The organism is Streptomyces sp. NBC_00203, from assembly GCF_045206325.1.
GTDB classification, from domain to species: domain Bacteria; phylum Actinomycetota; class Actinomycetes; order Streptomycetales; family Streptomycetaceae; genus Streptomyces; species Streptomyces lutosisoli.
Genome location: NZ_CP108126.1, coordinates 9,203,223 through 9,227,785 on the forward strand (window position 1 = coordinate 9,203,223; position 24,563 = coordinate 9,227,785).

Sequence of the window (24,563 nt, forward strand, 5' to 3'; positions counted from 1 at the left end):
GTTCACTACTTTCGGAGAGTGCGGTAAGCGGCCACGAGGGCGGCGGTGGAGGGGTCGAGACCGGGCACGTCAGCGCCTTCGGTGAGGGCGGGTTCCACGCGCTTGGCGAGGACCTTGCCCAGCTCGACGCCCCACTGGTCGAACGAGTCGATGTTCCAGACCGCGCCCTGGACGAACACCTTGTGCTCGTACAGCGCGATCAGCTGGCCGAGGACCGAGGGCGTGAGTTCGCTCGCGAGGATCGTGGTCGTCGGGTGGTTGCCCTTGAACGTCTTGTGCGGCACCAGCTCCTCGGACACCCCCTCGGCGCGCACCTCGTCCGGCGTCTTGCCGAAGGCCAGCGCCTGCGTCTGCGCGAAGAAGTTCGCCATCAGCAGGTCGTGCTGGTCCTTGAGCTCGTCGCTCAGCTCGGCGACCGGGTTGACGAAGCCGATGAAGTCGGCCGGGATCAACTTGGTGCCCTGGTGGATGAGTTGGTAGTACGCGTGCTGCCCGTTGGTGCCCGGCGTGCCCCACACGACCGGCCCGGTCTGCCATCCCACGGGGTGGCCGTCACGGTCCACGGACTTGCCGTTGGACTCCATGTCCAGCTGCTGCAAGTACGCCGTGAACTTGGACAGGTAGTGCGAGTACGGCAGGACGGCGTGCGACTGCGCGTCATGGAAGTTGCCGTACCAGACGCCCAACAGGCCGAGCAGCAAGGGGGCGTTGGCCTCGGCGGGAGCGTTCTTGAAGTGCTCGTCGACGATCCTGAACCCGTCGAGCAGCTCCCGGAACCGGTCCGGGCCGATCGCGATCATCAGCGACAGGCCGATCGCCGAGTCGAAGGAGTAGCGCCCGCCGACCCAGTCCCAGAACCCGAACATGTTGGCCGTGTCGATACCGAAGTCCGACACCTTCCCGGCGTTCGTCGACAGCGCCACGAAGTGCTTGGCGACCGCCTTCTCGTCGCCGCCCAGCCCGCCGAGCAGCCAGGAGCGGGCCGAGGTGGCGTTGGTGATCGTCTCGATCGTGGTGAAGGTCTTCGAGGCGATGATGAACAGCGTCTCGGCCGGGTCGAGGTCGCGGACGGCCTCGTGGAGATCGGCGCCGTCGACGTTCGACACGAACCGGACCGTCAACTCGCGGTCCGAGAAGGCGCGCAGCGCCTCGTACGCCATCGCCGGACCGAGGTCGGAGCCGCCGATGCCGATGTTGACGACGTTCTTGATGCGCTTGCCGGTGTGCCCGGTCCACTCGCCCGAGCGGACCCGCCCGGCGAAGTCGGCCATCTTGTCCAGCACGTCGTGCACCGCGGGGACGACGTTCTCGCCGTCCACCTCGATCACGGCGTCGCGGGGGGCGCGCAGCGCGGTGTGCAGCACCGCACGGTCCTCGGTGACGTTGATCTTCTCGCCCCGGAACATGGCGTCCCGCAGCCCGAACACATCGGTGGCGGTGGCCAGTTCCTGGAGCAGGGCGAGGGTCTCGTCGGTGATCAGATGCTTGGAGTAGTCGATCCGCAGGTCGCCGACCCGCACGACGTAACGCTCCGCGCGAGCGGGGTCGGCGGCGAACAGCTCACGCAGCCGCGGGTGGAGCAGCCCGCCCGCGCGGTGGTCCTCCAGGGCCACCCACTCGGGGCGCCGCGTGAGCTTGGGGGAGTCAGACATGACTGGGGGTCTCCTTGGTGCCCTCGCCCCGCAGGGCGACGGCGTACATCTCGTCCGCGTCGAGGCGGCGCAGCTCCTCCGCGATCAGCTCGGAGGTGGAGCGCACCTTCAGCGCGAGGGTGCGGGAGGGCTGGCCGGGCAGGGACAGCGTGGCGAGCGGGCCCTCGGGGCGGTCGATCACGACCTCGCCGCCCGCGGTGCCGAGCCGTACGGCGGTCACGACGGGCCCCGCGGTCTCGACCCGCTCGACCGGAACCTTCAGCCGGGCTTCCAGCCAGCGGGCCAGCAGTTCGGCGCTCGGGTTCTCGGCCTCGCTCTCGACGGCCGCCGACGTCACCTTCGTCCGGGCCTGGTCGAGCGCGGCGGCCAGCATCGAGCGCCACGGCGTCAGCCGGGTCCACGCCAGGTCGGTGTCGCCGGGCGCGTACGAGGAGGCGCGGGCCTCCAGGGCCTGGAGCGGGCGCTCGACGGCGTACATGTCGGTGATCCGGCGCTGTGCGAGGGCGCCCAGCGGGTCCTTGGCCGGGACGTCGGGCGCGTCCACCGGCCACCAGACGACGACGGGCGCGTCCGGCAGCAGCAGCGGCAGGACCACGGAGTCGGCGTGGTCGGACACCTCGCCGTACGTCCGCAGGACGACCGTCTCACCGGTGCCCGCGTCCGAGCCGACGCGCACCTCCGCGTCCAGACGGGAGTTGGTGCGGTCGCGCGGCGTGCGGGCGACCCGCTTGATGACGACCAGGGTGCGCGAGGGGTGCTCGCGCGAGGCCTCCTCGGCCGCCTTGATCGAGTCGTACGCGTTCTCTTCGTCGGTGACGATGACCATCGTCAGGACCATGCCCACGGCAGGAGTGCCGATGGCACGGCGCCCCTGCACGAGCGCCTTGTTGATCTTGCTTGCCGTGGTGTCGGTCAGGTCGATCTTCATGGCCTGCGCCAGCTCCGTCCGTCTCGTGCGAGCATCTCGTCGGCTTCCTTCGGACCCCAGCTGCCCGAGGGGTACTGCGCGGGCTTGCCGTGGTTCTCCCAGTACCCCTCGATCGGGTCGAGGATCTTCCAGGACTCTTCCACCTCTTGGTGACGGGGGAAGAGATTGGCGTCGCCGAGCAGGACATCCAGGATCAGCCGTTCGTACGCCTCCGGACTGGACTGGGTGAACGACTCGCCGTACGCGAAGTCCATGGTGACGTCCCGGATCTCCATCGACGTACCCGGGACCTTCGATCCGAAGCGCACCGTCATGCCCTCATCGGGCTGGACGCGGATGACGATCGCGTTCGCGCCGAGCTCCTCGGTGGCCGTGGAGTCGAACGGGGAGTGCGGGGCGCGCTGGAAGACCACCGCGATCTCCGTCACCCGGCGGCCAAGACGCTTGCCGGTGCGCAGGTAGAAGGGGACACCCGCCCAACGGCGGTTGTCGACCTCCAGCTTGACGGCCGCGTAGGTGTCGGTCGTCGAGGCGCGGTCGATGCCGTCCTCCTGGAGGTAGCCGCGCACCTTCTCGCCGCCCTGCCAGCTCGCCGCGTACTGCCCGCGCACGGTGTGCTCGCCCAGCTTCTCCGGCACCTTCACGGCCCGGAGGACCTTGAGCTTCTCGGTGAGCAGCGACTCGGCGTCGAAGGCGGCCGGCTCCTCCATGGCGGTCAGCGCCATCAGCTGGAGGAGGTGATTCTGGATCACATCCCGGGCGGAGCCGATGCCGTCGTAGTAGCCGGCGCGGCCACCGATGCCGATGTCCTCGGCCATGGTGATCTGGACGTGGTCGACGTACGACCGGTTCCAGATGGGCTCGTACATCTGGTTGGCGAAGCGGAGCGCCAGGATGTTCTGGACGGTCTCCTTGCCGAGGTAGTGGTCGATCCGGAACACCTGGTCCGGGTCGAACACCTCGTGCACGATCGCGTTCAGCTCCCGCGCGCTCGCCAGGTCGCGGCCGAACGGCTTTTCGATCACCGCGCGCCGCCAGGAACCCTCCGGCGCGTCCGCGAGGCCGTGCTTCTTGAGCTGCTGGACGACGTTCGGGAAGAACTTCGGCGGTACGGAGAGGTAGAAGGCGTAGTTGCCGCTGGTGCCCCGGGAGGAGTCCAACTCGTCGACGGCGGAGCGCAGTTGCTTGAACGCCATGTCGTCGTCGAAGTCGCCCGGGATGAACCGCATGCCCTCGGCGAGCTGCTGCCAGACCTCCTCACGGAACTCCGTACGGGAGTGCTCGCGCACCGAGTCGTGGACGACCTGCGCGAAGTCCTGGTCCGCCCACTCGCGGCGGGCGAACCCGAGGAGTGAGAAGCCCGGCGGGAGGAGACCCCGGTTGGCGAGGTCATAGACGGCGGGCATCAGCTTCTTGCGGGACAGGTCGCCGGTGACACCGAAGATGACCAGGCCTGACGGGCCCGCGATACGGGGGAGCCGGCGGTCGCGGGGGTCGCGGAGCGGGTTGTCCCAGTCGGACGCCGGGAGACCGAGTGCCTCGGCGAGCGCCCGCTGTGCCGCGTCGGCGGGTTCGGCGGGTTCGGCGTTCGCGGCACCGGAGTCCGCCGTCACCACGGTCGGTTCCACGGCCGCGTCACCAGATCCCTCCGGCGCGGCGGCCGCATCCTGCGCGGTGCTGTCGGGAAGCGCCTCACGCTTGGTCATTCCCCCTCAACTCCCTTGCCGCGCAGCGAAGCCGCCACCGCGTCGAGCAGATCTCCCCAGGCCGCCTCGAACTTCGAGACGCCCTCGTCCTCCAGTTGCTTGACGACCTCGTCGTAGGAGATCCCGAGCGCCTCGACGGCCGCCAGGTCGGCGCGGGCCTCGGCGTAGCCGCCGGTCACCGAGTCGCCGTGGATGTCACCGTGGTCGGCGGTGGCGTTCAGCGTCGCCTCCGGCATGGTGTTGACCGTGCCCGGCGCGACCAGCTCGTCGACGTACAGGGTGTCCTTGTACGCGGGGTCCTTGACGCCCGTCGAGGCCCACAGGGGGCGCTGCTTGTGGGCGCCCGCCGTGGCGAGGGCGGTCCAGCGGTCCGTGCCGAAGACCTCCTCGTACGCCTCGTAGGCGAGCCGCGCGTTGGCGAGCGCCGCCCTGCCCTTGAGCGCGAGCGCCTCGTCCGTGCCGGCCTTGGCGAGACGCTTGTCGATCTCGCTGTCGACGCGGGAGACGAAGAAGGAGGCGACGGAGTGGATGCCGGCCAGGTCGATGCCCGCGGCCTTCGCCTTCTCCAGGCCCGCCAGGTAGGCGTCCATCACCTCGCGGTAGCGCTCCAGCGAGAAGATCAGCGTGACGTTGACGCTGATGCCGAGACCGATGACCTCGGTGATCGCCGGGAGGCCGGCCTTCGTCGCCGGGATCTTGATCATCACGTTCGGGCGGTCGACCAGCCAGGAGAGCTGCTTGGCCTCGGCGATCGTGGCGGCCGTGTGGTGGGCCAGGCGGGGGTCGACCTCGATGGAGACCCGGCCGTCCTGGCCGCCGGTCGCGTCGTGCACCGGGCGCAGGATGTCGGCGGCGGCGCGCACGTCCTGGGTCGTCATCATGCGGACGGCCTCGTCGACCGTCACGCCGCGCTCGGCGAGGTCGGCCAGCTGCTCCTCGTAGCCCTCTCCGGAGCCGATGGCGGCCTGGAAGATGGACGGGTTGGTGGTGACGCCCACCACGTGCCGGGTGGCGATGAGTTCGGCCAGGTTGCCGGACTCGATCCGCTTGCGGGAGAGGTCGTCCAGCCAGATGGAGACGCCTTCGTCGGAGAGGCGCTTCAGGGTTGCCGCGGTCGCGGTTGCTTCGGTCACTGTGATCATCTTCCTTCGTGCGAACGGATCAACCGCGGGCGGCGGTGATGGATTCCCGCGCGGCGGCGGCGACGTTCTCGGCGGTGAAACCGAACTCGGCGAACAGGGTGTTGGCGTCGGCGGAGGCACCGAAGTGCTCCAGCGAAACGATGCGTCCGTGGTCACCGACGTAGCGGTACCAGGTCAGGCCGATGCCCGCCTCGACCGCCACGCGGGCCTTCACCGACGGCGGAAGCACGCTCGCGCGGTACTCGGCGGACTGCTCCTCGAACCACTCGACGGACGGCATCGACACCACCCGGGTGCCGACCCCCTCGGCCTCCAGCCGCTCGCGCGCGGCGACGGCGAGCTGCACCTCGGAGCCGGTGGCGATGAGCACGACGTCCGGGGTCTCGGTGGAGGAGTCGCGCAGGACGTAACCGCCCTTCGCCGCATCCTCGTTGGGCGCGTACGTCGGCACACCCTGGCGGGTCAGCGCCAGACCGTGCGGGGCCGGGTTGGTCGCGTGCCGCTTGAGGATCTCGGCCCAGGCGATCGCCGTCTCGTTGGCGTCGGCCGGGCGGACGATGTTCAGGCCGGGGATGGCGCGCAGCGAGGCGAGGTGTTCGACCGGCTGGTGGGTGGGGCCGTCCTCGCCGAGGCCGATCGAGTCGTGCGTCCAGACGTACGTCACCGGGAGCTGCATCAGTGCGGACAGGCGCACGGCGTTGCGCATGTAGTCGGAGAACACCAGGAACGTACCGCCGTAGATGCGGGTGTTGCCGTGCAGCGCGATGCCGTTCATCTCGGCGGCCATCGAGTGCTCACGGATGCCGAAGTGGACGGTGCGGCCGTACGGGTCCGCCTCCGGCAGCGGGTTGCCCTTCGGCAGGAACGAGGACGTCTTGTCGATGGTGGTGTTGTTCGAGCCGGCGAGGTCGGCGGAGCCGCCCCACAGCTCGGGGAGGACACCGCCGAGCGACTGGAGGACCTTGCCGGAGGCGGCACGGGTCGCGACGGACGTGCCCTCCTCGAAGACCGGCAGCGCCGACTCCCAGCCCTCGGGCAGCTGACCGGCGACGACACGGTCGAAGAGCTTCGCGCGCTCGGGCTGGGCGGTGCGCCACTCGCCGACCCGCTTGTCCCAGGCGGCGTGCGCCTCGGCACCGCGGTCGAGGGCCTGGCGGGCGTGGGCGAGCACCTCGTCCGCGACCTCGAATGACTTCTCCGGGTCGAAGCCGAGAACGCGCTTGGTGGCGGCGATCTCCTCGGCGCCGAGCGCCGAGCCGTGCGAGGCCTCGGTGTTCTGCGCGTTCGGCGCGGGCCAGGCGATGATCGTGCGCATCGCGATGATCGAGGGGCGCCCGGTCTCGGCCTGCGCCGCCGTGAGCGCCGCGTGCAGCGCGTGCACGTCGATGTCGCCGTCGGCGGAGGGCTCGATCCGCTGCACGTGCCAGCCGTACGCCTCGTACCGCTTCAGGACGTCCTCGGAGAACGCGGTGGCGGTGTCGCCCTCGATGGAGATGTGGTTGTCGTCGTAGACGAAGACGAGGTTGCCGAGCTTCTGGTGCCCGGCCAGCGAGGACGCCTCGGCGGAGATGCCCTCCTCCAGGTCGCCGTCCGAGACGATCGCCCAGATGGTGTGGTCGAAGGGGGACTCGCCCTCGGGGGCCTCGGGGTCGAAGAGGCCGCGCTCGTAACGGGCGGCCATCGCCATGCCCACCGCGTTGGCGACACCCTGGCCGAGCGGCCCGGTCGTCGTCTCGACGCCCGCCGTGTGCCCGTACTCGGGGTGGCCCGGCGTCTTGGACCCGTGCGTACGGAACGCCTTCAGGTCGTCCAGTTCGAGCTCGTAGCCGGAGAGGAAGAGCTGGGTGTAAAGGGTCAGCGAGGTGTGACCGGGGGAGAGGACGAAGCGGTCGCGGCCGGTCCACTCCGGATCGGCGGGGTCGTGACGCATCACCTTCTGAAAGATCGTGTACGCGGCCGGGGCCAGGCTCATCGCCGTCCCCGGGTGGCCGTTGCCGACCTTCTGCACGGCGTCAGCGGCCAGAATGCGCGCGGTATCGACGGCTCGGCGGTCGAGCTCGGTCCATTCGAAGCCGTCAGGGGTCTGCGTACTCATCTTCAAGAAGTCCTCACTGGATGGGCAATCTCTGGTGGAACGCCTTCAAACCTAAAAGTCTGACTTTTGCTGGGGAAGGTGCCCGTGTGTCAGCCTTCGGTGAAAGTGGGACACGGAGTGCCGTACCGAGCCGACGTGAGAAGGACATGGCAGACAGAACCACCCAAGGCGGTGCAGGGGGCGAAGGCGGGACCCCGGACGGGATCAAGACCTTCCCCTTCCCCGTCGACCTGAGCCTCTCCGGAGTCGGCGTGCAGGTCGGCGCGATGGGGACGGGCCGCGTCTGGCACGCGGACGCGCCCCTGGAGCGCGTGCACCGCATCGACTTCCACGTCGTGATGCTCTTCCACGAGGGCCCCGTCAAGCACATGGTCGACTTCGCCGAGTACGAGGTCTCGGCCGGCGACATCCTGTGGATCCGCCCCGGCCAGGTGCACCGCTTCTCCAGCACCGACCGCTACCGCGGCACCGTCCTGATCATGCAGCCCGGCTTCCTGCCGCGGGCGACCGTCGAGGCGACCGGCCTCTACCGCTACGACCTGCCCCCGCTGCTGCGCCCCGACGCCGACCAGCTGGCCGCCCTGGAGCACTCGCTGGCCCAGCTGGAACGCGAGTACGTCGACACGACCACGCTGCCGCTCAGCCTGCACACCGCGGTGCTGCGGCACTCCCTGACCGCGTTCCTGCTGCGCCTCGCCCATCTCGCGGCGAGCTCCGCCGAGGCGGCCCGCGAACAGACCGACACCACCTTCACCCGCTTCCGGGACGCGGTCGAGAAGGGTTTCGCCACCAACCACAGCGTCAGCGCGTACGCCGACACCCTCGGCTACTCCCGCCGCACCCTGGTCCGCGCGGTGCGTGCGGCCACCGGCGAGACCCCGAAGGGCTTCATCGGCAAACGGGTCATCCTGGAGGCCAAGCGCCTCCTCGCGCACACCGACATGCCCATCGGCCGCATCGGCGCCGCCGTGGGCTTTCCGGACTCCGCCAACTTCTCCAAGTTCTTCTACCAGCACACGGGGACGACGCCGGTGGCGTTCCGGGCGGAGCTGCGCTGAGAGGGGCGGGCCGTCGGGCCCGCCCCTCTCGACTACCGGTGGTTCTGTCCGTGGTTCACCAGCCGACGCCGAGCGTCAGCCCGGTCGGTGGGTTCGCGTTGCCCAGGATCTGTACCGACGACTGGTCGTTGATGTCGTCGTAGGGGAAGGCATAGGCACGCTTGTCGAGGCCGACGGTGTGGAAGAACGCGGCGTAGTCGTTCTTGATGCCTCCGGTGTAGTAGGCGGACGGGGTGTACCAGGTTGAGGTGTCGAGGGCCACGCCCCGGTTGAACGCGGCGCAGAACTCCGCGCCGAGCTGCTTCTCCGGGTCACTGCCCGAGGCCAGCGCGCCCGCGCAGGCCACGACGTCCGGGGAGGACGGCTTCTGGAGGGTGTAGGGACCGGCGCCGTTCTTGGTGAAGGTGAGCGTGGTCCCGGAGACCTGGCCCGCGAAGGTCTCGCCGAGCCGGGTCAGCTTGAAGGGGTGGGTGGAGTAGTAGGACCAGGTCTGGTCGATGGACGACTGGAGGTAGTTCGCCTGGGAGCCTCCCGCGAGGAAGAGGTTCGAGGAGCGCGGGGCGATGATCCGGTACGTGTTCTGCAGCGGCTTGAAGGCCGCGCCCACCGAGGCGGCGTACTGCGACATGACCTGGGCGCGGGTCAGCGTGATGCCCCGCGTGGTGTCGTAGCCGCTCGATGTCTGCGTCAGACGCGAGGTCATCGGGAATCCGAACTGGTCGACCGAGGTGGTGTTGCCGCCGAACGCCACCTGCCCGAAGACGTACGTGTACTCGTACCAGTCGTAGTAGACGTCGGTGTTGGGGTCGTTCGGGTTGCGCAGGTCGGGGCCGCCCCAGCCCTGGTCGTCCGGGGAGACCGGGATGTACAGCGGGGAGCCGAGGGAGACGTAGATCCGGCCGCCGCGGATCGACGTCGGAGAGGGCACCGAACCGCCCGACTGGGCCAGCGTGAACGACATGTTCGGGTAGTTCACGCCGTTCTTGGTCAGATGGCCCGGCGCGGTCGCGTCGAGGTGGCTGATGTGGGTCGTGGTCCCGTCGGACTTCATGTACGACCACTGACCGGGCGTCACCTGACCGAGCACGGTGACGTAGATCTGTGAACTGGCGTACGTGCCCCGGGTGTTGTTCTGGAACGTGATCGGGAAGCTGCCGGTACCGCCACCGCCGCCACCCCCTCCGCCGCTGCCGACGGTGTAGGTGAAGTGCGGGGTGTCGTAGAGCGGGCCGCTCTTCTCGTACGTGAACCAGTACTCCAGGGTGAAGCCGCTCGGCAGGCCGCTGACGTTCTGCTGCCAGGTGCCCCCGTTGTTCGTCATCCGGAAGTTCTGCTGGCCGGCGCCGGGCGACAGATAGTGCACGTCGACCAGCGACGCGGGCGTGCTGGGTGTGAACCAGACGCGGACCGAGCCGGAGCCGGTCGCGTCGACGCCCTGGGTGTAGTCGGCGGCGGCCCTCGCGGGCACCGCCCCGGCCAGGCCGAGCGCCAGCACCGTGAGGAGGGCGGTCAGGACGGCTGTCACGAGCCGCCTGGCCTCGGAGCGTGGCACGGCCGGCCTGGCCGGGGAGTGTGGGGTCATCGGTCAACTCACCTCTCAGTGACCGAAGTCGAACCAGTTGACGTTCACGAAGTCCGCCGACTGGCCGCTGGTGAAGGTCAGATAGACGTCGTGCGTTCCGGTGACCGAGCTGATGTTGGCGGGCACCGTCTTCCAGGACTGCCAGCCACCGGTGTTGGCCAACGAGAAGCTGCCGATCGGGGTGCTCGTACGGCTGTCGAGGCGCACCTCGACCAGCCCGCTGACGCCGCCCGCCGCGCCGCTGGCGACCCGGCCGTAGAACTGTTTGGCCGCGGTGGAACCGAAGTTGACGCCCTTGTAGAGCGCGTAGTCGCCGTTCGCCAGCGAGCCGATGTCCTGCCCGCCGCCGGTGTCCGTGGTGGTCTCGGTGCTGGTGCCCGACTGGCTGTCGTACGACTCGGCCTGGATCGCGCTGTAGGCGTCACGGTTGCCGGTCGGCGGAGGTGTCGTGGAACCGCTCCCACTGGACTGAAGCACCTGGACGTAGTCCACGACCAGTGGGTGGCCGGGGTCGGTGCCGCTGTCCGGGCCACCGCCGAAGGCGTCGGGGAAGCCGCCGCCCATCGCCACGTTCAGGATGATGAAGAAGCCGTGGTTGGTGGCGTTCGCCCAGGTCGTCGCGTCGACCTGATTCGCCTTCACTGTATGGAAGTTGACGCCGTCGAGGTAGAAGCGGATCTCCTCGGGACTCGTCGACTTGTCCCACTCCATCGCGTACGTGTGGAAGCCGGCCTGGCAGGTCGTGCCGGCGCAGGGCGTGTTGCCGCCGATGCCCGATGTCTCGTTGCAGGGGCCGCCCGGGTTGGTGCCGCAGTGCACGGTGGCCCAGTCGGTGTTGAGGCCCTGGACGTTCTCCATGATGTCCAGCTCGCCGACGCTCGGCCAGTTCTGGTAGTTGCCGCGGTAGGGCGCGCCCAGCATCCAGAACGCGGGCCAGTAGCCCTTGGCCGCGGCGCCGGTCACGTTCGGCATCTGGATCCGCGACTCGACGCGGAGCTTGCCGCCGGCGGGCGGCTGGAAGTCGGTGCGGTTGGTCTCGATACGGCCCGAGGTCCAGTTGCCCGCGGAGTCGCGCCGCGGGGTGATCAGCAGATTGCCGCTGCCGTCGAGTGCCACGTTGTTGGTGCTGGAGGTCATCGTCTCGACCTCGCCGGTGCCCCAGTTGGCGGCGCCGCCGGGGTAGGAAGTCCCGGTGTCGTACTGCCAGTTGGTGGTGCTCACGCCGGTTCCGGCGGCCCCGTTGAAGTCGTCGAGGAAGACCTGGGACCAGCCGGTCGGGGGTGTGGGGGCGGACGCGTCCGCGGGGAGGGTGGCGGCCGTCGCCGCGGCCACCGCCAGGCTGAGCGTGCTGAACACGGCGATGAGCACGCGTTTCAGGGAGCCGCGTCTGACGGGTGTGCCGGAAGTTTCACGCATGAGTGCCTCTTCGGGTACGGAGTGGGGTGCGCGGGTGGTGTTGAGAGCGCTCTCAAAGGCAGCTGCGCGGCCAATGTGCTCTCTGTCACTCCGGTCGTCAAGAGGTAAAGCAAAGAAACTCCCTTCGGCAGAAGGGAGTTCACGATGTGAAGGAAGGACTTACCGGGATGCGTTGCTAGAGAGCGCTCCCCGCCGTCCAGTCAACCCATGACAGGTTCCACCCGTTGAGGCCGTTGGACGCCTCGACGGTCTTCTCGCCCGAGTTCTTGACGACCACCACGTCACCGAGCATCGAGCTGTTGTAGAACTTGTAGCCCGCCACGGAGGTGTCGTTCGCGCTCTTCGCGTCGTGCAGACCGATGCAGCCATGACTGGTGTTGGTGCTTCCGAAAATCGAGGTCGAGGCCCAGTAGTTGCCGTGGATGAAGGTGCCGGAGGTGGTCAGGCGCTGGGCGTGCGGGACGTCCGAGATGTCGTACTCGTCGCCGAGACCGACCGTCGAGGACTCCATCCGGGTCTGCTTGAACCGCTCGCTGATCACCATGATCCCGGACCAGGTGGTGTGGTCGGAGTCGCCGCCGCTCACCGGATACGTGGCGAGGGTCGAGTCGCCCCGCTCTACCGTCATCGTCTTCTTCGCCAGGTCTACCGTGCTGACCTGCCGGCGGCCGATGTTGAAGACGACGTCCTTGGACTGCGTGCCGTAGACACCGTCCGTGCCCTCGACGTCCTTCAGGCGCAGGCTCAGCGTGATCTTCGTGCCCGCGGCCCAGTACTCCTCGGGCCGGAAGTCGAGCCGGGTGTCACTGAACCAGTGGCCGACCACCTCGACCGCGGGCTCCGCCGTCACGGTGATCGCCTTCTCCACGGCGGCGCGGTCCTTGACGGCCTCGGTGAAGTTGATCGACACGGGCATACCGACACCGGAGGTCGAATTGGCCTCGGGTGTGAAGTACCCCACGAAGGTCTCGCCGGGGGACTTCGTCACGAAGCTCGCGGTGTGTGCGTCGGCACCCTGCGGCTTCGCTGTGACCGTGTATTTGGTGCCGGAGTACGGATTCTTGGTGGAGGTCCATTTCGTACGGGCGTCGTTGAAGGACCCGGCCAGGGTGGAACCGTCGTTCCCGGTGACCTTGACGGTCGACAGGGTGCCGTTCGCCACGGTCACCTCGACCGGGCTGCTGAAATCGGCCTTCTTCGTGCCGTCGGCGGGGGTGACGCTCACGGTCGGCGTCTTGGCCTTGGCCTTCGTGCTCGCGGCGGCCTTCGCCGAGGCGTTCGTCCCCTCCGAGGCGTCGGCGGAGCCGCTGCAGCCCGTCAGGGCCACCGCCGGCACGGTGCCGAGGACGGCGAGGATCCCGCGCCGCGACCACGCGGGCCGGCCGGACCGGTTCGCGCTCTGCTCGGACCGGTTCGATATCTCAGGGACGCCCACGGCACGCCTTTCTTAGATCACCACCACTGGGGGTGCATCTTGTGCCACTTTCATGGGTTGATCCTTTGAATCCGCGAGGCCCCACCTGAGATTCCTGTGAAGAGACGCTGTGAGACGTCCTGAAACCACGGTTGCCGGGCCGCCCCGGTTTGTGAACAGAGTATGAACAGCCGACCGGCGCCCTGAGTTTCCGGTGAGATCTCCGTCCCGCCGGCCTTTCCCCACCTCTCCGGTCGGAATAGTGAACAAGGAGTTCCGCTTACTGGTCCCGCAGCAGACCCCGCCGGAGGTATTCGTGATTCCAGCCCGCAAGCGGCACACCGTGGCCATCGTCGGAGCGGGCGCCGCCGGCGCGCTGACGGCGGTCCAGCTGTGCGAGACGGCCGCGCGCCGCCGGGTGTCCCTCGACCTCGTCCTGGTCGACCCGGCGCCGGAGGCCGGACGCGGCACCGCGTACGCCACGCCCGACCCACGGCATCGGCTCAACGTGCCCGCGAGCGGCATGAGTTGCTACCCGGACGACCCCGGACACTTCACCCGCTGGCTCTGCCGGCACGGCGAACCCACCGTCAAGGGCGCCGACTTCGCCACCCGGTACCGGTACGGCGCCTACCTCGCCGACACCCTGGCCCAGGCCATCGTCCGCGCCCACGGCACGGTCGCCGTACGCCGGCTGCGGACGCGGGCGGAAAGCTGTACCGGCACCCCCGACGGCGGGGTGGAGCTCCAACTCGCCGACGGGGGACAGCTGATCGCAGACAGCGCGGTGCTCGCCACCGGGCCCGCCGCCGCACGGAGCCACTGGGCCCCACAGGGACTGCGTACGTCCGCGCGCTTCATACGGTCCCCCTGGGCATCCGGCGCCCTCGACGGTCCGCTCGCCGACACCGCCGACGTGCTGCTCGTCGGCACGGGACTCACAGCGGTCGACCTGGCGCTCAGCCTCGACCGGCCCGGGCGCACCGTGCACGCCGTCTCCCGGGGCGGCCTGCTGCCCCAGCCGCACGCGCTCAGCCCCGCCGCGGCGATGGCAGCCCCCGACGGGCTCGACGCGCCGTCGCTGACCGCGCTGCGCAGGACCGTCTACCGGCACATCGGCAGGGCCGTCCGCACCCACGGCGACTGGCGGCCCGCGCTCGACAGTCTGCGTCCGCACACCGCGCGGCTGTGGCACAGCCTCACCCCCGAGGAGCGGGCCGCGTTCCTGGAGCGGGAGGGCGCGCTGTGGAACACCCACCGTCATCGGATGGCGCCCGCGACGGCCGAGTCGGTGTCCCGTGCCCGTACGGCCCGCCGGCTCAAGGTGCGCGCGGGAGCCGTGACCGACGCCGCCGTCCAGGACGACGGCTCGCTGACAGTCGTGCTCTCCGACGGCCGGGAGATACGAGCCGGCTGGGTCATCGACTGCACCGGACCCGGGCCGCGCCCCGAAGACCCCCTGTGGCGCTCGCTGTTCGACACGGGGGCCGCGGTGCCCGGCCCCCTCGGCATGGGCGTCGCGACCCGCGACGGCCGGCTCCTCGACGCCGAGGGCCGGGCCGAGCGCCCGCTGTTCACGCTCGGGGCCCCGCGCCGCGGCGAACTGTGGGAGACCACGGCCGTCCCAGAGATCCGGGTCCAAGCGGCTGCGCTCGCCCAGGAGTTGCTCGAACCGCTCACCCGGCCCGCGCGTACGACCCGCCGGGCGCGCCGCCGGCCCGTCGACGCGCACGGCCTCGCGCTGTCCACCCACGCCGAGGCGGCCGCCGCCTACCGCACCGGACTCGACCGCGTCCTCAAGGTCAGGTCCGGAGCCGAGGACGCCTTCGGACGCGCGGTCGCCCTCGACCCCGGCTTCGCGCTCGGGCACGCCGCGCTCGCCCTGCTCGGTCACGAGTGCGGCGCCTCCGTCGACGTACCGAGGGCTCTCGCCGACGCGCAGCGCTCCGCGCGCGAACGGGCCGACGAGCGCGAGCGCTCCTTCGTGGACGTCGTCACGCGCCGCGTGCACGGCGATTCGGCGGACGCCGGCGCCGGCGCCCTGCTCGGGCACCTCGACGCGCACCCCGCCGACGCGCTCGCGCTCGCCACAGCCGTGCCCACCATCGCCTTCTCCGGCATCAACGACCTGGACAACAGCTACGCGCTGCGCCTGGTCGAGCGCACCTCGCCCGCGTACGACGGGCACTGGTTCCACACCTCGCTCCTCGCCTTCCTGCGCCAGGAACAGGGCCGCTTCCACGAGGCCGCCGAACTGGCCCACCGCGCGCTGGCCACCGAGCCCGCCTCCGGACACGCCGTGCACGCGCTCGCCCATGTCCACTACGAGTCCGGCGCCCATGAGGAGGGCCGCGACTGGCTCGACGCGTGGGTGTCCGGGCAGGGCCGGGGCGCCGTCCACCGGGCGCACTTCTCCTGGCACATCGCGCTGCACGAACTCGCCCTGGACGACCCCGCCGCCGTACGCAAGCGGTGGTTCGCGCAGCTCGGGCCCGGGAGGGTGAGCGGGGTGCGGGCCCTGGTGGACTCGGGGTCGCTGCTGTGGCGGGCCCGGCTGAGCGACAGCTGGCGGGGGCAGGTGCCCGCGGCGGACGTCCTCGGCTCGGTCGCGCGCGAGGTCGTGGAGCGGCCCGCCACCGCGTTCACCGCGCTGCACGCGGCGGTCGCCCTCGCCGCCGCCGGGGACCTCGCGGCCCTGCGCCGGCTGCGCGACCACGCCGCGGGCGCCGACCCCGTACAGCGCGAGGTCATCGTCCCGCTGTGCGAGGCCTTCGCCGCCCTCGTCGAGGAACGCTTCCAGGAAGCCGCCCGCGGCCTCGACGCACTCCTGCCCGTGCTCCGCAAGGTCGGCGGCAGCGCGGCCCAGCGCGAAGTCGTCGAGGAGACCCTGCTGTACGCCCTTGTCGCGGCGGGCCGTTGCGACGCGGCCCGGCGGCTCCTCGACGCCCGCCTCGACCGCGGGGCGGCGCCTCGGGACCGGCGGCTGCTTGCCGCGCTGCCCGGCTGAGTCGGCTGTCTCGGGCGGGGCCCCGTTCGATCACGTGTCGGACACGGGCCCCGTCGACGGGGCCCGGGGCGGGCACCCTGCGGGCATGGCGAGACGCGGGGGATGCGTGCTGAACGGCTGTCTGGCCGTGCTGACGACCGCCCTGGTCCTGGTGCTGTTCGGGATGTGGTGGCTCAGTACGGCGTCCGGACGAGCCGATGGCCGGGCGCGGGAGCGGATGAAGGAGTCCGTGGAACAGACCCGGGACCTGTTGTCGCGGGCGGCCTCGGACGGTTCCCTGCTCGGGACCGAGATCGACCGGTCGACGCGCGGCGGCAACGGGAAGGCGAGCGCGGCCGAGGTCCGGCGGCACGGCCGACGGGTCACGGTTACCGAGTCGTTCGCGATCGTGGGGGGCGGCTGGTACGGCGGCTCGGCCTCGGGCTGCTACCGGTTCGACCTGGTCCCGGCCTCCTCCCCGCCTCCCGTCTCCGTCCACGAACTGCCCAAGGCCGTCTGCCGGGACCGGTCGGCGACCACCGGCTACCGGGACCCCGCCGCGGTCGCCGCGGACGTGGTCGTGGAACTGCGCGCGGCCGTGACCCGCGGCGGGCTCACCGGCGTCCAGAACGCCTCCGTCTGGCAGACCGGCGGCATCGTGCGGACGGGCCAGGAGACGAAGCGCGGCCAGCTGATCACCCTTGCCCTGCTGTCCAGGGGGCCAGGGGGTGTTGTGAAAGTCCCGGCGGACCGTGACTGCTACGAGTTCCGCGCCGGGGAGAAGCCCGTCACCGTCACCACCAGGAAGCTCGGGCCGGACGGCTGCGATCGCATCCGGCGCGAGCAGCAGGCCAGTGCGGCGGCGGCCCTGCGGGCCGAACTCGACGCCGGATCCCGGCAGATCGAGCACCGGCTCGAACGGGCGGTCGCGGACGGTACCCTGACCGGCGCCGAGTTGAAGCGGGTGTTCGCCCTGCAACAGACGGACGAGGGGCGCGAACTCTCGCTCGACGCCCCGGTCGCCGTGCCCGTCGGCGTGCAGCGGTCACCGTCCGAGGTGGTCGTCGTCGCCAAGGTCAACGCCCTGGACATCAACCACACGAGCACAGGCTGCTACGAGTTCCGCGCGCACCTCGCGAAGCGGTCCGTCACCGGCCGGCCGGTGACCGGGACGGACTGCTTCGGCTGAAGGGTTTCGGCTGCGGTGCCGGCGGCCGGGGCCTCCAAGATCAGTAACCGCCTCCGCTGTTCGTGCTGTTGCTCGGTGACGCACCGCCGCCAACCGTGGTGATCTTCGTCTCCATGCCCAGGTCCTTGTGCCCGTCCACGGGGCAGTACACCTCGTACGTGCCCGGCTTGAGGGTCACGGCGAGGCTCGCGGACTCACCCGGGGCGAGGGTCCGGGTGCGGTGCTCACCGCCGGGGCCTTCGATCTCGAGTGCGTGCACCTGGTGACCGTTGTTCTTGGCGACGAAGTCATAGCGTCCGGCTGTGAAGGCCGGCTTCGACAGTGTGATGCGGTAGTCGACCAGTGTGACGTCGACCTTGGTCACTCCCGGCTGACCGCCGGCCTTCGGCGTTGTGTGACTTCCCGTCCCGCTCCCGGTCGATGCCCCGCCGCCGCAGGCGGCGAGCACGCTCGTGAGGACACCGGCGGCCAGTCCCGTCATCACGCGTGTCCGGTATCGGGCTGTTGTCCTTGGCATCTGTGACCCCCAAAGCGTTGCGTCCCGCAAGGGGCTCGTACGGTTCGTATGAGGTACGGGCCGCCGGGCCCGATGGATTGGGTGGTGGACCTGGAGGGCAATGGGAAGGCGATCTTCCGTCGCCGCCAGGCAATCCCCTGACCGGAATGATCCGTATATGCAGATATGACGGGTTTCGGGATCCCAGTAGGCCGCCTTTCGGACGAAGCTCTGCTGTCCGGACTGGCCACTGGCGACCCAGAACTCGCGGTTGCTTTCGTACGGCGGTTCCAGCACAGGGTCTTCGGTGTCGCCATCGCTGTCCTCGGTGATCCGCAGCTAGCCGAGGACATCGCCCAGCAGACGTTCGAGCGCGCGTGGCGGCACGCGCAGATCTATGACTCCCGCCGCGGTTCGGTGATGACCTGGCTGACGACCATTGCGCACAACCTCGCCATCGACGCCGTCCGCTCGCGTCGGCCGGAGCCGCTCGCACCCGAAGATCTCGACGCGCTCCTCGGTGTCGTGACCGAGACTCCCGAGCAGGTGGCGATCGCGGACGAGGCGTCGTCCGGGCTGCGTGCCGCCGTGGCACGACTGCCGCGTGAACAGGGCCGTGCCCTGGTGATGGCGGGCATCTACGGAATGACGGCTCAGCAAATCGCCGACCGGGAGAAGATCCCGCTGGGCACGGCCAAGACGCGGATCAGGACAGCGATGGGGAGACTACGGACCATGCTCACGTCTCCGAAGCGAGGCGACGATGTCTAAGGACGTGACCTGCGAAAAGCTGCAGGAGATCGGTGCCGAGCTGGCTCTGGGCGTTCTCCCGGGCCGGGAGCGGGCCGAGGCTGTCGCGCATCTGGACCGGTGCTCGGACTGCCGGGAGTACGTCGGGCAGCTGACCCTCGTCGGCGACGGGCTGGTCGGCCTGCTGCCGGGCAGCGAACCGCCGGTCGGGTTCGAGACCCGGGTGGCGCGGTCGCTGGCCCAGGCCGCGGCGGCGCACGACGGTCGCCGGAACACGCGCGGGCAAGGTCGCGTGCGCAAGGGGTTCCGCGGACGTGTGCGGCTGCGGGTCGCGTCCGCCGTTGCCGCCTTGGCGCTCGCCGCCGGGTTCGGCGGCTGGGCCGTCGGCACGGTCGTCGAGAACGCGGCCGCCCCTTCGCGGCCCGCCGAGGCCGGGACAGGATTGATGGCCGCGGATCTGATGACACTCGGCGCCCAGGGCCACTCGGCCGGTAAGGTCTTCGCCCGTCCCGGATCGCCGGGCTGGGTGTACATGGCCATCGATCTGGACGACGCCGGGATCGCGTACAGCGGGAAGGTCACCTGTCTGCTGGAGCGGATGGACGGCACCACCGTGCGCGTGGGCACTTTCGCCCTGCACGACGGCTACGGCTCCTGGGAAGTCCCGATACCGGTGGAGCCGTCCACCCTGTCCGGCGCTCGCCTGACCTCCGCCGACGGCACCGTCCTCGCCACCGCGCACTTCGAAGAGGCGGCATAGTCCTGGCCGCGCCCCGTCGGACCGATGGCGTTACGGCTCCGGCGCGCCCCCGCGGATCAGTCATGCCTGTGGCACATGGCGCCGCTGCCACGGCAGAGCCGCGTCGAAGGCGGCGGCGAGTTCCCAGATGGTGGGCCGGGCTGCCGGATCGGGCCGCAGGCAGCCGTCGATGGCCGTGGCGAGGTCCCGCGGCAGGCGTCGGCGGGACCCGATCGGCGGAGCAGGTTCTTCGAGCTGCGGATACCAGTCGTCCCGGCCGGTCGTGTCGTCGCCGGTCCCGTTTCCAGCCTCTGCCCCCGTCTCCGCCCCCTCCTCGTCCACGGTCTCACCGCAGTCGTACGGCAGGTCGCCGGTGGCGACCTCGTACAACGTGACACCGATGCCCCATGCGTCGGCGGCGGCCGTCAGCGGCCCGCCGCGCGCCTGCTCGGGTGCGAGATAGCAGAATGTGCCGACGCCCGCGGGAGCGATGCCGGGCGGCCGTGCGACGCTCAGGTCGAGCACCTTGGCGTGCCCGCAGTCGACCACGACGTTGGACGGCTTGAGGTCGAGGTGCAGCAGGCCCTGACCATGGAGGTAGTGCATCGCGGAACACAGGTGCACGCCGAGGAGGGCCACGTCCTCGGCGGCCGGCCGGCGCCGCAACCGGTGGATGAGGTGGGACAGCGTCTCACCGGTCAGGGTTTCCAGTACGACGAGCGGCTCGGGGAACTCGAAGGTGTCGTAGGCGCGGACCAGGTGCGGATGGGTGAAGGCTCGAAGCCAGCGGCCCTCACGCAGCAGCCGGTCACGCAGTCGTTCCTCGTGGCGGCGGTCGGGGCGGACGACCTTGACGACGCACCGGCAGTCGCGTTCCTCGCTCCAGGCGTCGTACAGGTCGAGCCAGCCGGTCCGCGCCAGGTGCGCCAGGATCTCGTAGCCCGGCGCGGGTTTCGTTCCGGGTGTCAGAGGCGGAGGCGGTGCTGCGGTGGCCCGGCTCATGACCGCACCTTCCCGGTGGGCGGGGAGGCGGCGAAGGTGCTGTGGTCCGTCACCGCGTTCAGGCGGTGCAGTTGGGCGTAGGTCCCGCCGTGGGCCAGCAGGTCCTCGTGTGTGCCGCGCTCGACGACCCGGCCGTGGTCGAGCACGACGATGCGGGTGGCGTCGCGCACGGTGAGCAGATTGTGCGAGATGACGATGGTGGTCCGCCCGGCCATGAGCCGGCGCAGCGGTTCCATGATCCGCCGACCCGACCGGGCGTCCAGCCCGGTGGTGGGTTCGTCGAGCAGGAGCACGGGAGCGTTCCTGATCATCGCGCGGGCGATCGCGAGGCGCTGGCGCTGCCCACCGGACAGCGTCCGGCCGTGCTGGCCCACCACGGTGTCGTAGCCCTCCGGAAGCAGCCGGATGAACTCGTGGGCGTCGGCGGCGCGGGCCGCGGCGACGATGTCCGCCTCCGTCGCCTCCGGGCGGCCGTAGGCGATGTTCTCCCGCACGGTGCCGTGGAAGACCAGCGTCTCCTGCAGGACCACCGCGACGCTTTCCCGCACCTCGGACAGCCGCAGGTCTCTGAGGTCGGTTCCGTCCATGCGGACCGTGCCCTGATCCGGGTCGTAGAAGCGCAGCTGCAGCTTCGCGACGGTGGACTTGCCGGCGCCGCTCGCCCCGACCAGCGCCAGCGTCTCGCCGGGCGCCGCTCGGAACGACACGCCCGCGAGTGCCCACCGGGACGTGCCCGGATAGCGGAAGGAGACGCCCTCGAACTCCACATCTCCGCAGGCACGCCCGAGCCGCCGGGCTCCGGCGGCCTCGACGACCTGGGGGCGCTGGTCGAGCAACTCGATGATCCGCTCGGCGGAGGCGGACGCCGCGTAGAACGTGTTGCTGAGGTGGGACAGATCGCGGAGCGGACCGTAGAGCTTGCTGATCAGCGCGAGGAAGACCAGCAGGCCGCCCAGCGTGAGCTGCCCCTGCGCCAGCTTCCACGTACCCAGCGCCATGACGGCCAGCGCGCCGGTCACCTCGATGATCTCGACGATCGGCCCGTAGACGGCGCGGATCCGTGCAGACGTCATCGCCGCCCGGAACTTGCCCACGCTCTCGCGCTCGAACCGGCGCTCCTCCCAGCCCTGCCGGTTGTACGCCTGTACCAATGCGACGTTGCCGAGCGACTCCTCGGCGATCGCGCTGAGCGAACCGCTCCGGCGTCTGCGCTCCCGTGACGCGTCCTTGATCAGCCGGGAGAAGTGGCGGGCCGCACTCCAGAACAGCGGCACGATGACGAGCGCGAGGAGGGTCAGATCCCACTGCAGGTAGAAGAGCAGACCGAGGAAGACGCCCACCTCGACCACGTAATAGAGGGCGTTCGCCACGCCCGACAGGAGGAACGTCTCGACCGCGTCGACATCGCCCGTGACACGCGACAGCACATCCCCCAGCCGCCGTCGTTCGAAGAACCCCAGCGAAAGGCTCTGGACATGCCGGAACACGTCCGCCCGCAGAGCCAGCAGGAATCGCTCACTGACCCAGGTGGACGTCACGTCGTCGGCGAAGCCCAGCAGGCCGGAACCGATGACGAGCCCCAGGTAGGCGAGCGCGATCCAGGGGAACGGGCTCAGATCGCGCGGGACGAGCACGTCGTCCACCACGATCTTGAAAATCCAGACCTCGGCCCCATCGAGCACGGGCCCGATCAGGCTGAAGCACAGGAGGACGACCAGCCAGCGCCTGCCCCCGCGCGTATACGGCCAGAAACGCCGGAAGACCCCGCTCAGGGGCACCGGTGGTGCGGCAGCGACGACGGCATCGGAATCCTCGCCCACCGACAGCAGACGCCGCAGGACATGCCGGGGGACACGCGCCATGACATGGGTTCCTAGAAGATCGCGGACTCAGCGGACCGGAGTTGCCGGCTCCGGCCCACTCAGCCGTGTGCGGTTACCAGTGATGATCGTCACCGGAACGGCGGCTGTGACGACGATGACGGCGCTTGCCGGTGGTGTCGTCGCGCCTTGAGGTCGTGTCCATCTTGTGGTCACGGCGCTTTGCTGGAATGAGGTGACTGAAGATCGCCATAAGTTTCCTCCTGGATGCATCCCCCAAGAGGGATACGTCCGAGAGCGCGTCCTGGATGGCGCCTTCAGGAAATTTCTTCTCAGACGCCGGTCAGCTGGGGCCGGGCCGTTGCTTCCTCGCTCACCCCGAACCGGTCGTGCGCCCGCCGCAGCGCCCCCGGCGCCCACCACGCACGCTTCCCGAGCAGCGCCATCGTCGCCGGTACGAGGAGCATCCGGACGACGGTCGCGTCGATCAGGACGGCCAGGGTCAGCCCGAGGCCGATCTGCAGGATGGGGGAGAAGCCGCCGGTCATGAACGCGCCGAAGACGATCGCGAGGAGCAGCGCGGCGCAGCTGACCACACGCCCGGAGCGGCGCAGGCCGGTCACGACGGCCTTGTGGTGGTCGCCGGTCTTCAGCCAGGTCTCGCGCATCCGGGCGAGGATGAACAGCTCGTAGTCCATGGCGAGTCCGAAGGCGATCGCGATGATCAGCGGCGGAGCCGTCAGGCTGAGCGAGCCGAGGCCTTCGGCGCCCAATGCCCCGGCCAGATGGCCGTCCTGGAAGACCCAGACCACCGCACCGAGCGCGGCGCCCAGGCTGAGCAGCGTGGTCGCGATCGTCCGCAGCGGGATCAGCACCGAGCCGGTGAAGGCGAAGAGCAGCGCGAAGATGCCGACGAGAACGGTGACCGCCGCCCAGGGCGCCCGCTCGGCGAGCATCTCCCGGAAGTCGACCAGCCGGGCCGCGACACCGGTGACCTCGACGGGCTCGCTCCCGCGTACCTCCCGTACACGCTCGACCAGGTCGGTCGCCGCCTTGCCGTCGACGCCGCCGGTCGGCTGGAGGTGCACCAGGGTGGCGCCGCCGGGAAGGGCGCGGGAGTCGCTGGTCTCCGAGAGGGCGCGGATCCGGGCCACGGTGTCCGGGGCAGCGCCGGGGCGCACCACCACGGTCACCGGCGAGACTCCGGTGCCGGGCGGGAAGTGGGCGTCCACGGTGTCGTACAACTGCCGTGCCTCGGTGCTGGAGGGCAGTTGCTTCGCGTCTCCGATGCTGATCTTCATCCCCGCGACGGGCAGTGCGAGGACGAGCAGGGCCGGGACGAGGGTGGCCAGGACGACGGCGGGGCGGCGGGTGGCGAAGCGGGCGAGGCGGGCGAAGAGGCGGCCTTCGGTGTCGGGGTCGGCGTCGGACGTGAAGCCGAGCCTGGAACCGGCCTTGAAGCCGAACCTGGAAGCGGCCTTGGAACCGGCGTCCTCGTGACGTGCGCGCGCCGGTGCGATACGCGCCCCGAAGCGTGCCAGCAGCGCCGGCAGCAGAGTGACCGCGGCGAGCATGTCGACGACGACCACGGCGGCCACGGCCAGACCCATGCTGCGCAGGAACGGGCTGGGGAACACCAGCAGCCCGGTGAGGCTGACCGCCACGGTGAGCCCGGAGAACAGGACGGTCCGCCCGGCGCCGGCGACGGTGCGGTGCACGGCCTCGATGACGTCGTCGGTGTGCCGCCGCTCCTCGCGGAAGCGGACCACCATCAACAGCGCGTAGTCCACGGCGAGTCCGAGCCCCAGCATGGTGGTGACCTGGATCGCGTACACCGAGATGTCGGTGAACTGGCTGAAGGCGAAGAGCGCCAGGAACGCGCCCGCGACTCCGCTGATCGCGATCAGCAGCGGCAGCCCGGCGGCCCGCAGCCCGCCGAAGACGACGAGCAGCAGCGCCAGGACCACCGGCAGCGAGATCAACTCGGCCCGCTGTACGTCCTCCTGGGCGCGGTCGCCCATCTGCTGCCCGAGCAACGGGCCGCCGCTGACGTGGACTTCGGGCGCGTCGATCCGCCGGATGTGCTCGGCCGCCGTGTCCACGGCCTTCTTCTCGTCCTCGTCGTTCATGCCGCCCTTGAGCGACACCGGAATGACGACGGCCTTGCCGTCCTGGGAGGTGAGGCCGTGGGTGGTGTACGGGTCGGGCACGTCGGCGACCCCCGCGACCGTACGCAAGTCGGCCACGGTGCGCTCCACTTGGGACCGCAGACCGGGGTCGGAGACCGAGGTGCCCGCGACGACGGCGGTGATCGACTCACCGTCCGGGTCTACGCGGTCGAGGTAGGCGGCGGCCCGGTCCGACTCGGTGCCCGGGACATCGGGCACCGAGTCGACGAGCCGGCCGAAGACGCCCGTGCCGAGGCCGAAGCCGATCAGCAGCATGAGCAGCCAGACGAGGATCACGGTGAGCGGGCGGCGGGTCGCCGCCCGGGAGATCGTGGCGAGCACGGTACGCCTCCCGGCGGTAGGTGCGGTCGGTGACATCGCCACTCAGCGTCGTGCCGGACGGGGGCCACCGGATCGCCG

At 70.3% G+C, this 24,563-nt stretch carries 17 protein-coding genes; 5 read left to right on the forward strand and 12 right to left on the reverse strand.

Going from position 1 to position 24,563, the window contains the following annotated elements; translation table 11 throughout:
* Nucleotides 1-5: 5 nt before the first annotated feature.
* From pgi to tkt, 5 genes are read right to left on the reverse strand one after another with little or no spacing between them, the layout of a single operon-like run.
* Nucleotides 6-1,652 (reverse strand): glucose-6-phosphate isomerase, encoded by a 1,647-nt coding sequence (gene pgi, locus OG975_RS40805; RefSeq protein ID WP_406334618.1) that lies wholly within the window; start codon nucleotides 1,650-1,652, stop codon nucleotides 6-8.
* Nucleotides 1,645-2,580, reverse strand: coding sequence for a glucose-6-phosphate dehydrogenase assembly protein OpcA (gene opcA / locus OG975_RS40810; protein ID WP_406334619.1), 936 nt, complete (start codon nucleotides 2,578-2,580; stop codon nucleotides 1,645-1,647). Before opcA ends, pgi begins: the two co-directional genes overlap by 8 nt.
* On the reverse strand, nucleotides 2,577-4,286 hold the full coding sequence (gene zwf, locus OG975_RS40815) for a glucose-6-phosphate dehydrogenase (protein WP_406334620.1): 1,710 nt from the start codon (nucleotides 4,284-4,286) through the stop codon (nucleotides 2,577-2,579). Before zwf ends, opcA begins: the two co-directional genes overlap by 4 nt.
* Nucleotides 4,283-5,428 carry a transaldolase gene (gene tal, locus OG975_RS40820; RefSeq protein WP_406334621.1) on the reverse strand — a complete coding sequence of 382 codons (1,146 nt, stop codon included), beginning with the start codon at nucleotides 5,426-5,428 and terminating at the stop codon, nucleotides 4,283-4,285. Before tal ends, zwf begins: the two co-directional genes overlap by 4 nt.
* A gap of 19 nt (nucleotides 5,429-5,447) precedes the next feature.
* Nucleotides 5,448-7,523 carry a transketolase gene (gene tkt, locus OG975_RS40825; RefSeq protein WP_406334622.1) on the reverse strand — a complete coding sequence of 692 codons (2,076 nt, stop codon included), beginning with the start codon at nucleotides 7,521-7,523 and terminating at the stop codon, nucleotides 5,448-5,450.
* 146 nt (nucleotides 7,524-7,669) lie between these two features.
* Here tkt and OG975_RS40830 point away from each other — a divergent pair, with 146 nt between their 5' ends.
* Nucleotides 7,670-8,581, forward strand: a complete 912-nt coding sequence (locus OG975_RS40830; protein WP_406334623.1) for a helix-turn-helix domain-containing protein — start codon at nucleotides 7,670-7,672, stop codon at nucleotides 8,579-8,581.
* Between the two features lie 55 nt (nucleotides 8,582-8,636).
* Here the strand turns inward: OG975_RS40830 and OG975_RS40835 are convergent, their stop codons facing one another.
* From OG975_RS40835 to OG975_RS40845, 3 genes are all read right to left on the reverse strand, one after another.
* A complete protein-coding gene (locus OG975_RS40835) occupies nucleotides 8,637-10,163 on the reverse strand; it encodes a glycoside hydrolase family 64 protein (RefSeq protein ID WP_406334624.1) in 1,527 nt (508 codons plus the stop codon).
* 15 nt (nucleotides 10,164-10,178) lie between these two features.
* A complete protein-coding gene (locus tag OG975_RS40840; protein ID WP_406334626.1) occupies nucleotides 10,179-11,579 on the reverse strand; it encodes a glycoside hydrolase family 16 protein in 1,401 nt (466 codons plus the stop codon).
* Nucleotides 11,580-11,754: 175 nt separating this feature from the next.
* The gene (locus OG975_RS40845; protein WP_406334627.1) at nucleotides 11,755-13,014 is read right to left on the reverse strand and encodes an Ig-like domain-containing protein; all 1,260 of its coding nucleotides are present in this window, start codon (nucleotides 13,012-13,014) and stop codon (nucleotides 11,755-11,757) included.
* A 295-nt stretch (nucleotides 13,015-13,309) separates the two neighbouring features.
* On the opposite strand from OG975_RS40845, the gene OG975_RS40850 reads away from it, so the two are divergent.
* The gene (locus OG975_RS40850) at nucleotides 13,310-16,000 is read left to right on the forward strand and encodes an FAD/NAD(P)-binding protein (protein WP_406334629.1); all 2,691 of its coding nucleotides are present in this window, start codon (nucleotides 13,310-13,312) and stop codon (nucleotides 15,998-16,000) included.
* An 85-nt stretch (nucleotides 16,001-16,085) separates the two neighbouring features.
* Nucleotides 16,086-17,168 (forward strand): hypothetical protein, encoded by a 1,083-nt coding sequence (locus OG975_RS40855; RefSeq protein ID WP_406334630.1) that lies wholly within the window; start codon nucleotides 16,086-16,088, stop codon nucleotides 17,166-17,168.
* A 40-nt stretch (nucleotides 17,169-17,208) separates the two neighbouring features.
* Here OG975_RS40855 and OG975_RS40860 read toward each other — a convergent pair whose 3' ends face one another.
* Nucleotides 17,209-17,649 carry a cupredoxin domain-containing protein gene (locus tag OG975_RS40860; RefSeq protein ID WP_406336692.1) on the reverse strand — a complete coding sequence of 147 codons (441 nt, stop codon included), beginning with the start codon at nucleotides 17,647-17,649 and terminating at the stop codon, nucleotides 17,209-17,211.
* Nucleotides 17,650-17,850: 201 nt separating this feature from the next.
* Between OG975_RS40860 and OG975_RS40865 the strand changes: the two genes are divergently transcribed.
* Entirely contained in the window at nucleotides 17,851-18,435 is a 585-nt protein-coding gene (locus OG975_RS40865; RefSeq protein WP_406334632.1) for an RNA polymerase sigma factor, read from the forward strand.
* The gene (locus OG975_RS40870; protein WP_406334633.1) at nucleotides 18,428-19,174 is read left to right on the forward strand and encodes a hypothetical protein; all 747 of its coding nucleotides are present in this window, start codon (nucleotides 18,428-18,430) and stop codon (nucleotides 19,172-19,174) included. Before OG975_RS40865 ends, OG975_RS40870 begins: the two co-directional genes overlap by 8 nt.
* Nucleotides 19,175-19,234: 60 nt before the next feature.
* Here the strand turns inward: OG975_RS40870 and OG975_RS40875 are convergent, their stop codons facing one another.
* From OG975_RS40875 to OG975_RS40885, 3 genes are all read right to left on the reverse strand, one after another.
* Nucleotides 19,235-20,155 carry a serine/threonine-protein kinase gene (locus OG975_RS40875; protein WP_406334634.1) on the reverse strand — a complete coding sequence of 307 codons (921 nt, stop codon included), beginning with the start codon at nucleotides 20,153-20,155 and terminating at the stop codon, nucleotides 19,235-19,237.
* Nucleotides 20,152-22,017, reverse strand: a complete 1,866-nt coding sequence (locus OG975_RS40880; protein WP_406334635.1) for an ABC transporter ATP-binding protein — start codon at nucleotides 22,015-22,017, stop codon at nucleotides 20,152-20,154. The genes OG975_RS40875 and OG975_RS40880 overlap by 4 nt, the downstream gene beginning before the upstream one ends.
* A gap of 290 nt (nucleotides 22,018-22,307) precedes the next feature.
* Nucleotides 22,308-24,485 carry an MMPL family transporter gene (locus OG975_RS40885; protein WP_406334637.1) on the reverse strand — a complete coding sequence of 726 codons (2,178 nt, stop codon included), beginning with the start codon at nucleotides 24,483-24,485 and terminating at the stop codon, nucleotides 22,308-22,310.
* Nucleotides 24,486-24,563: the final 78 nt, after the last annotated feature.

Excerpts from the sequence above, each read along its gene's own strand:
- pgi (WP_406334618.1), bottom strand. The coding sequence starts at position 1,652 with ATGTCTGACTCCCCCAAGCTCACGCGGCGCCCCGAGTGGGTGGCCCTG.
- OG975_RS40840 (WP_406334626.1), bottom strand. The coding sequence starts at position 11,579 with ATGCGTGAAACTTCCGGCACACCCGTCAGACGCGGCTCCCTGAAACGC.
- zwf (WP_406334620.1), bottom strand. The coding sequence starts at position 4,286 with ATGACCAAGCGTGAGGCGCTTCCCGACAGCACCGCGCAGGATGCGGCC.
- tal (WP_406334621.1), bottom strand. The coding sequence starts at position 5,428 with ATGATCACAGTGACCGAAGCAACCGCGACCGCGGCAACCCTGAAGCGC.
- OG975_RS40870 (WP_406334633.1), top strand. The coding sequence starts at position 18,428 with ATGTCTAAGGACGTGACCTGCGAAAAGCTGCAGGAGATCGGTGCCGAG.
- opcA (WP_406334619.1), bottom strand. The coding sequence starts at position 2,580 with ATGAAGATCGACCTGACCGACACCACGGCAAGCAAGATCAACAAGGCG.
- OG975_RS40865 (WP_406334632.1), top strand. The coding sequence starts at position 17,851 with ATGACGGGTTTCGGGATCCCAGTAGGCCGCCTTTCGGACGAAGCTCTG.
- OG975_RS40835 (WP_406334624.1), bottom strand. The coding sequence starts at position 10,163 with ATGACCCCACACTCCCCGGCCAGGCCGGCCGTGCCACGCTCCGAGGCC.
- OG975_RS40875 (WP_406334634.1), bottom strand. The coding sequence starts at position 20,155 with ATGAGCCGGGCCACCGCAGCACCGCCTCCGCCTCTGACACCCGGAACG.
- OG975_RS40855 (WP_406334630.1), top strand. The coding sequence starts at position 16,086 with ATGGCGAGACGCGGGGGATGCGTGCTGAACGGCTGTCTGGCCGTGCTG.
- OG975_RS40830 (WP_406334623.1), top strand. The coding sequence starts at position 7,670 with ATGGCAGACAGAACCACCCAAGGCGGTGCAGGGGGCGAAGGCGGGACC.
- tkt (WP_406334622.1), bottom strand. The coding sequence starts at position 7,523 with ATGAGTACGCAGACCCCTGACGGCTTCGAATGGACCGAGCTCGACCGC.
- OG975_RS40860 (WP_406336692.1), bottom strand. The coding sequence starts at position 17,649 with ATGACGGGACTGGCCGCCGGTGTCCTCACGAGCGTGCTCGCCGCCTGC.
- OG975_RS40880 (WP_406334635.1), bottom strand. The coding sequence starts at position 22,017 with ATGGCGCGTGTCCCCCGGCATGTCCTGCGGCGTCTGCTGTCGGTGGGC.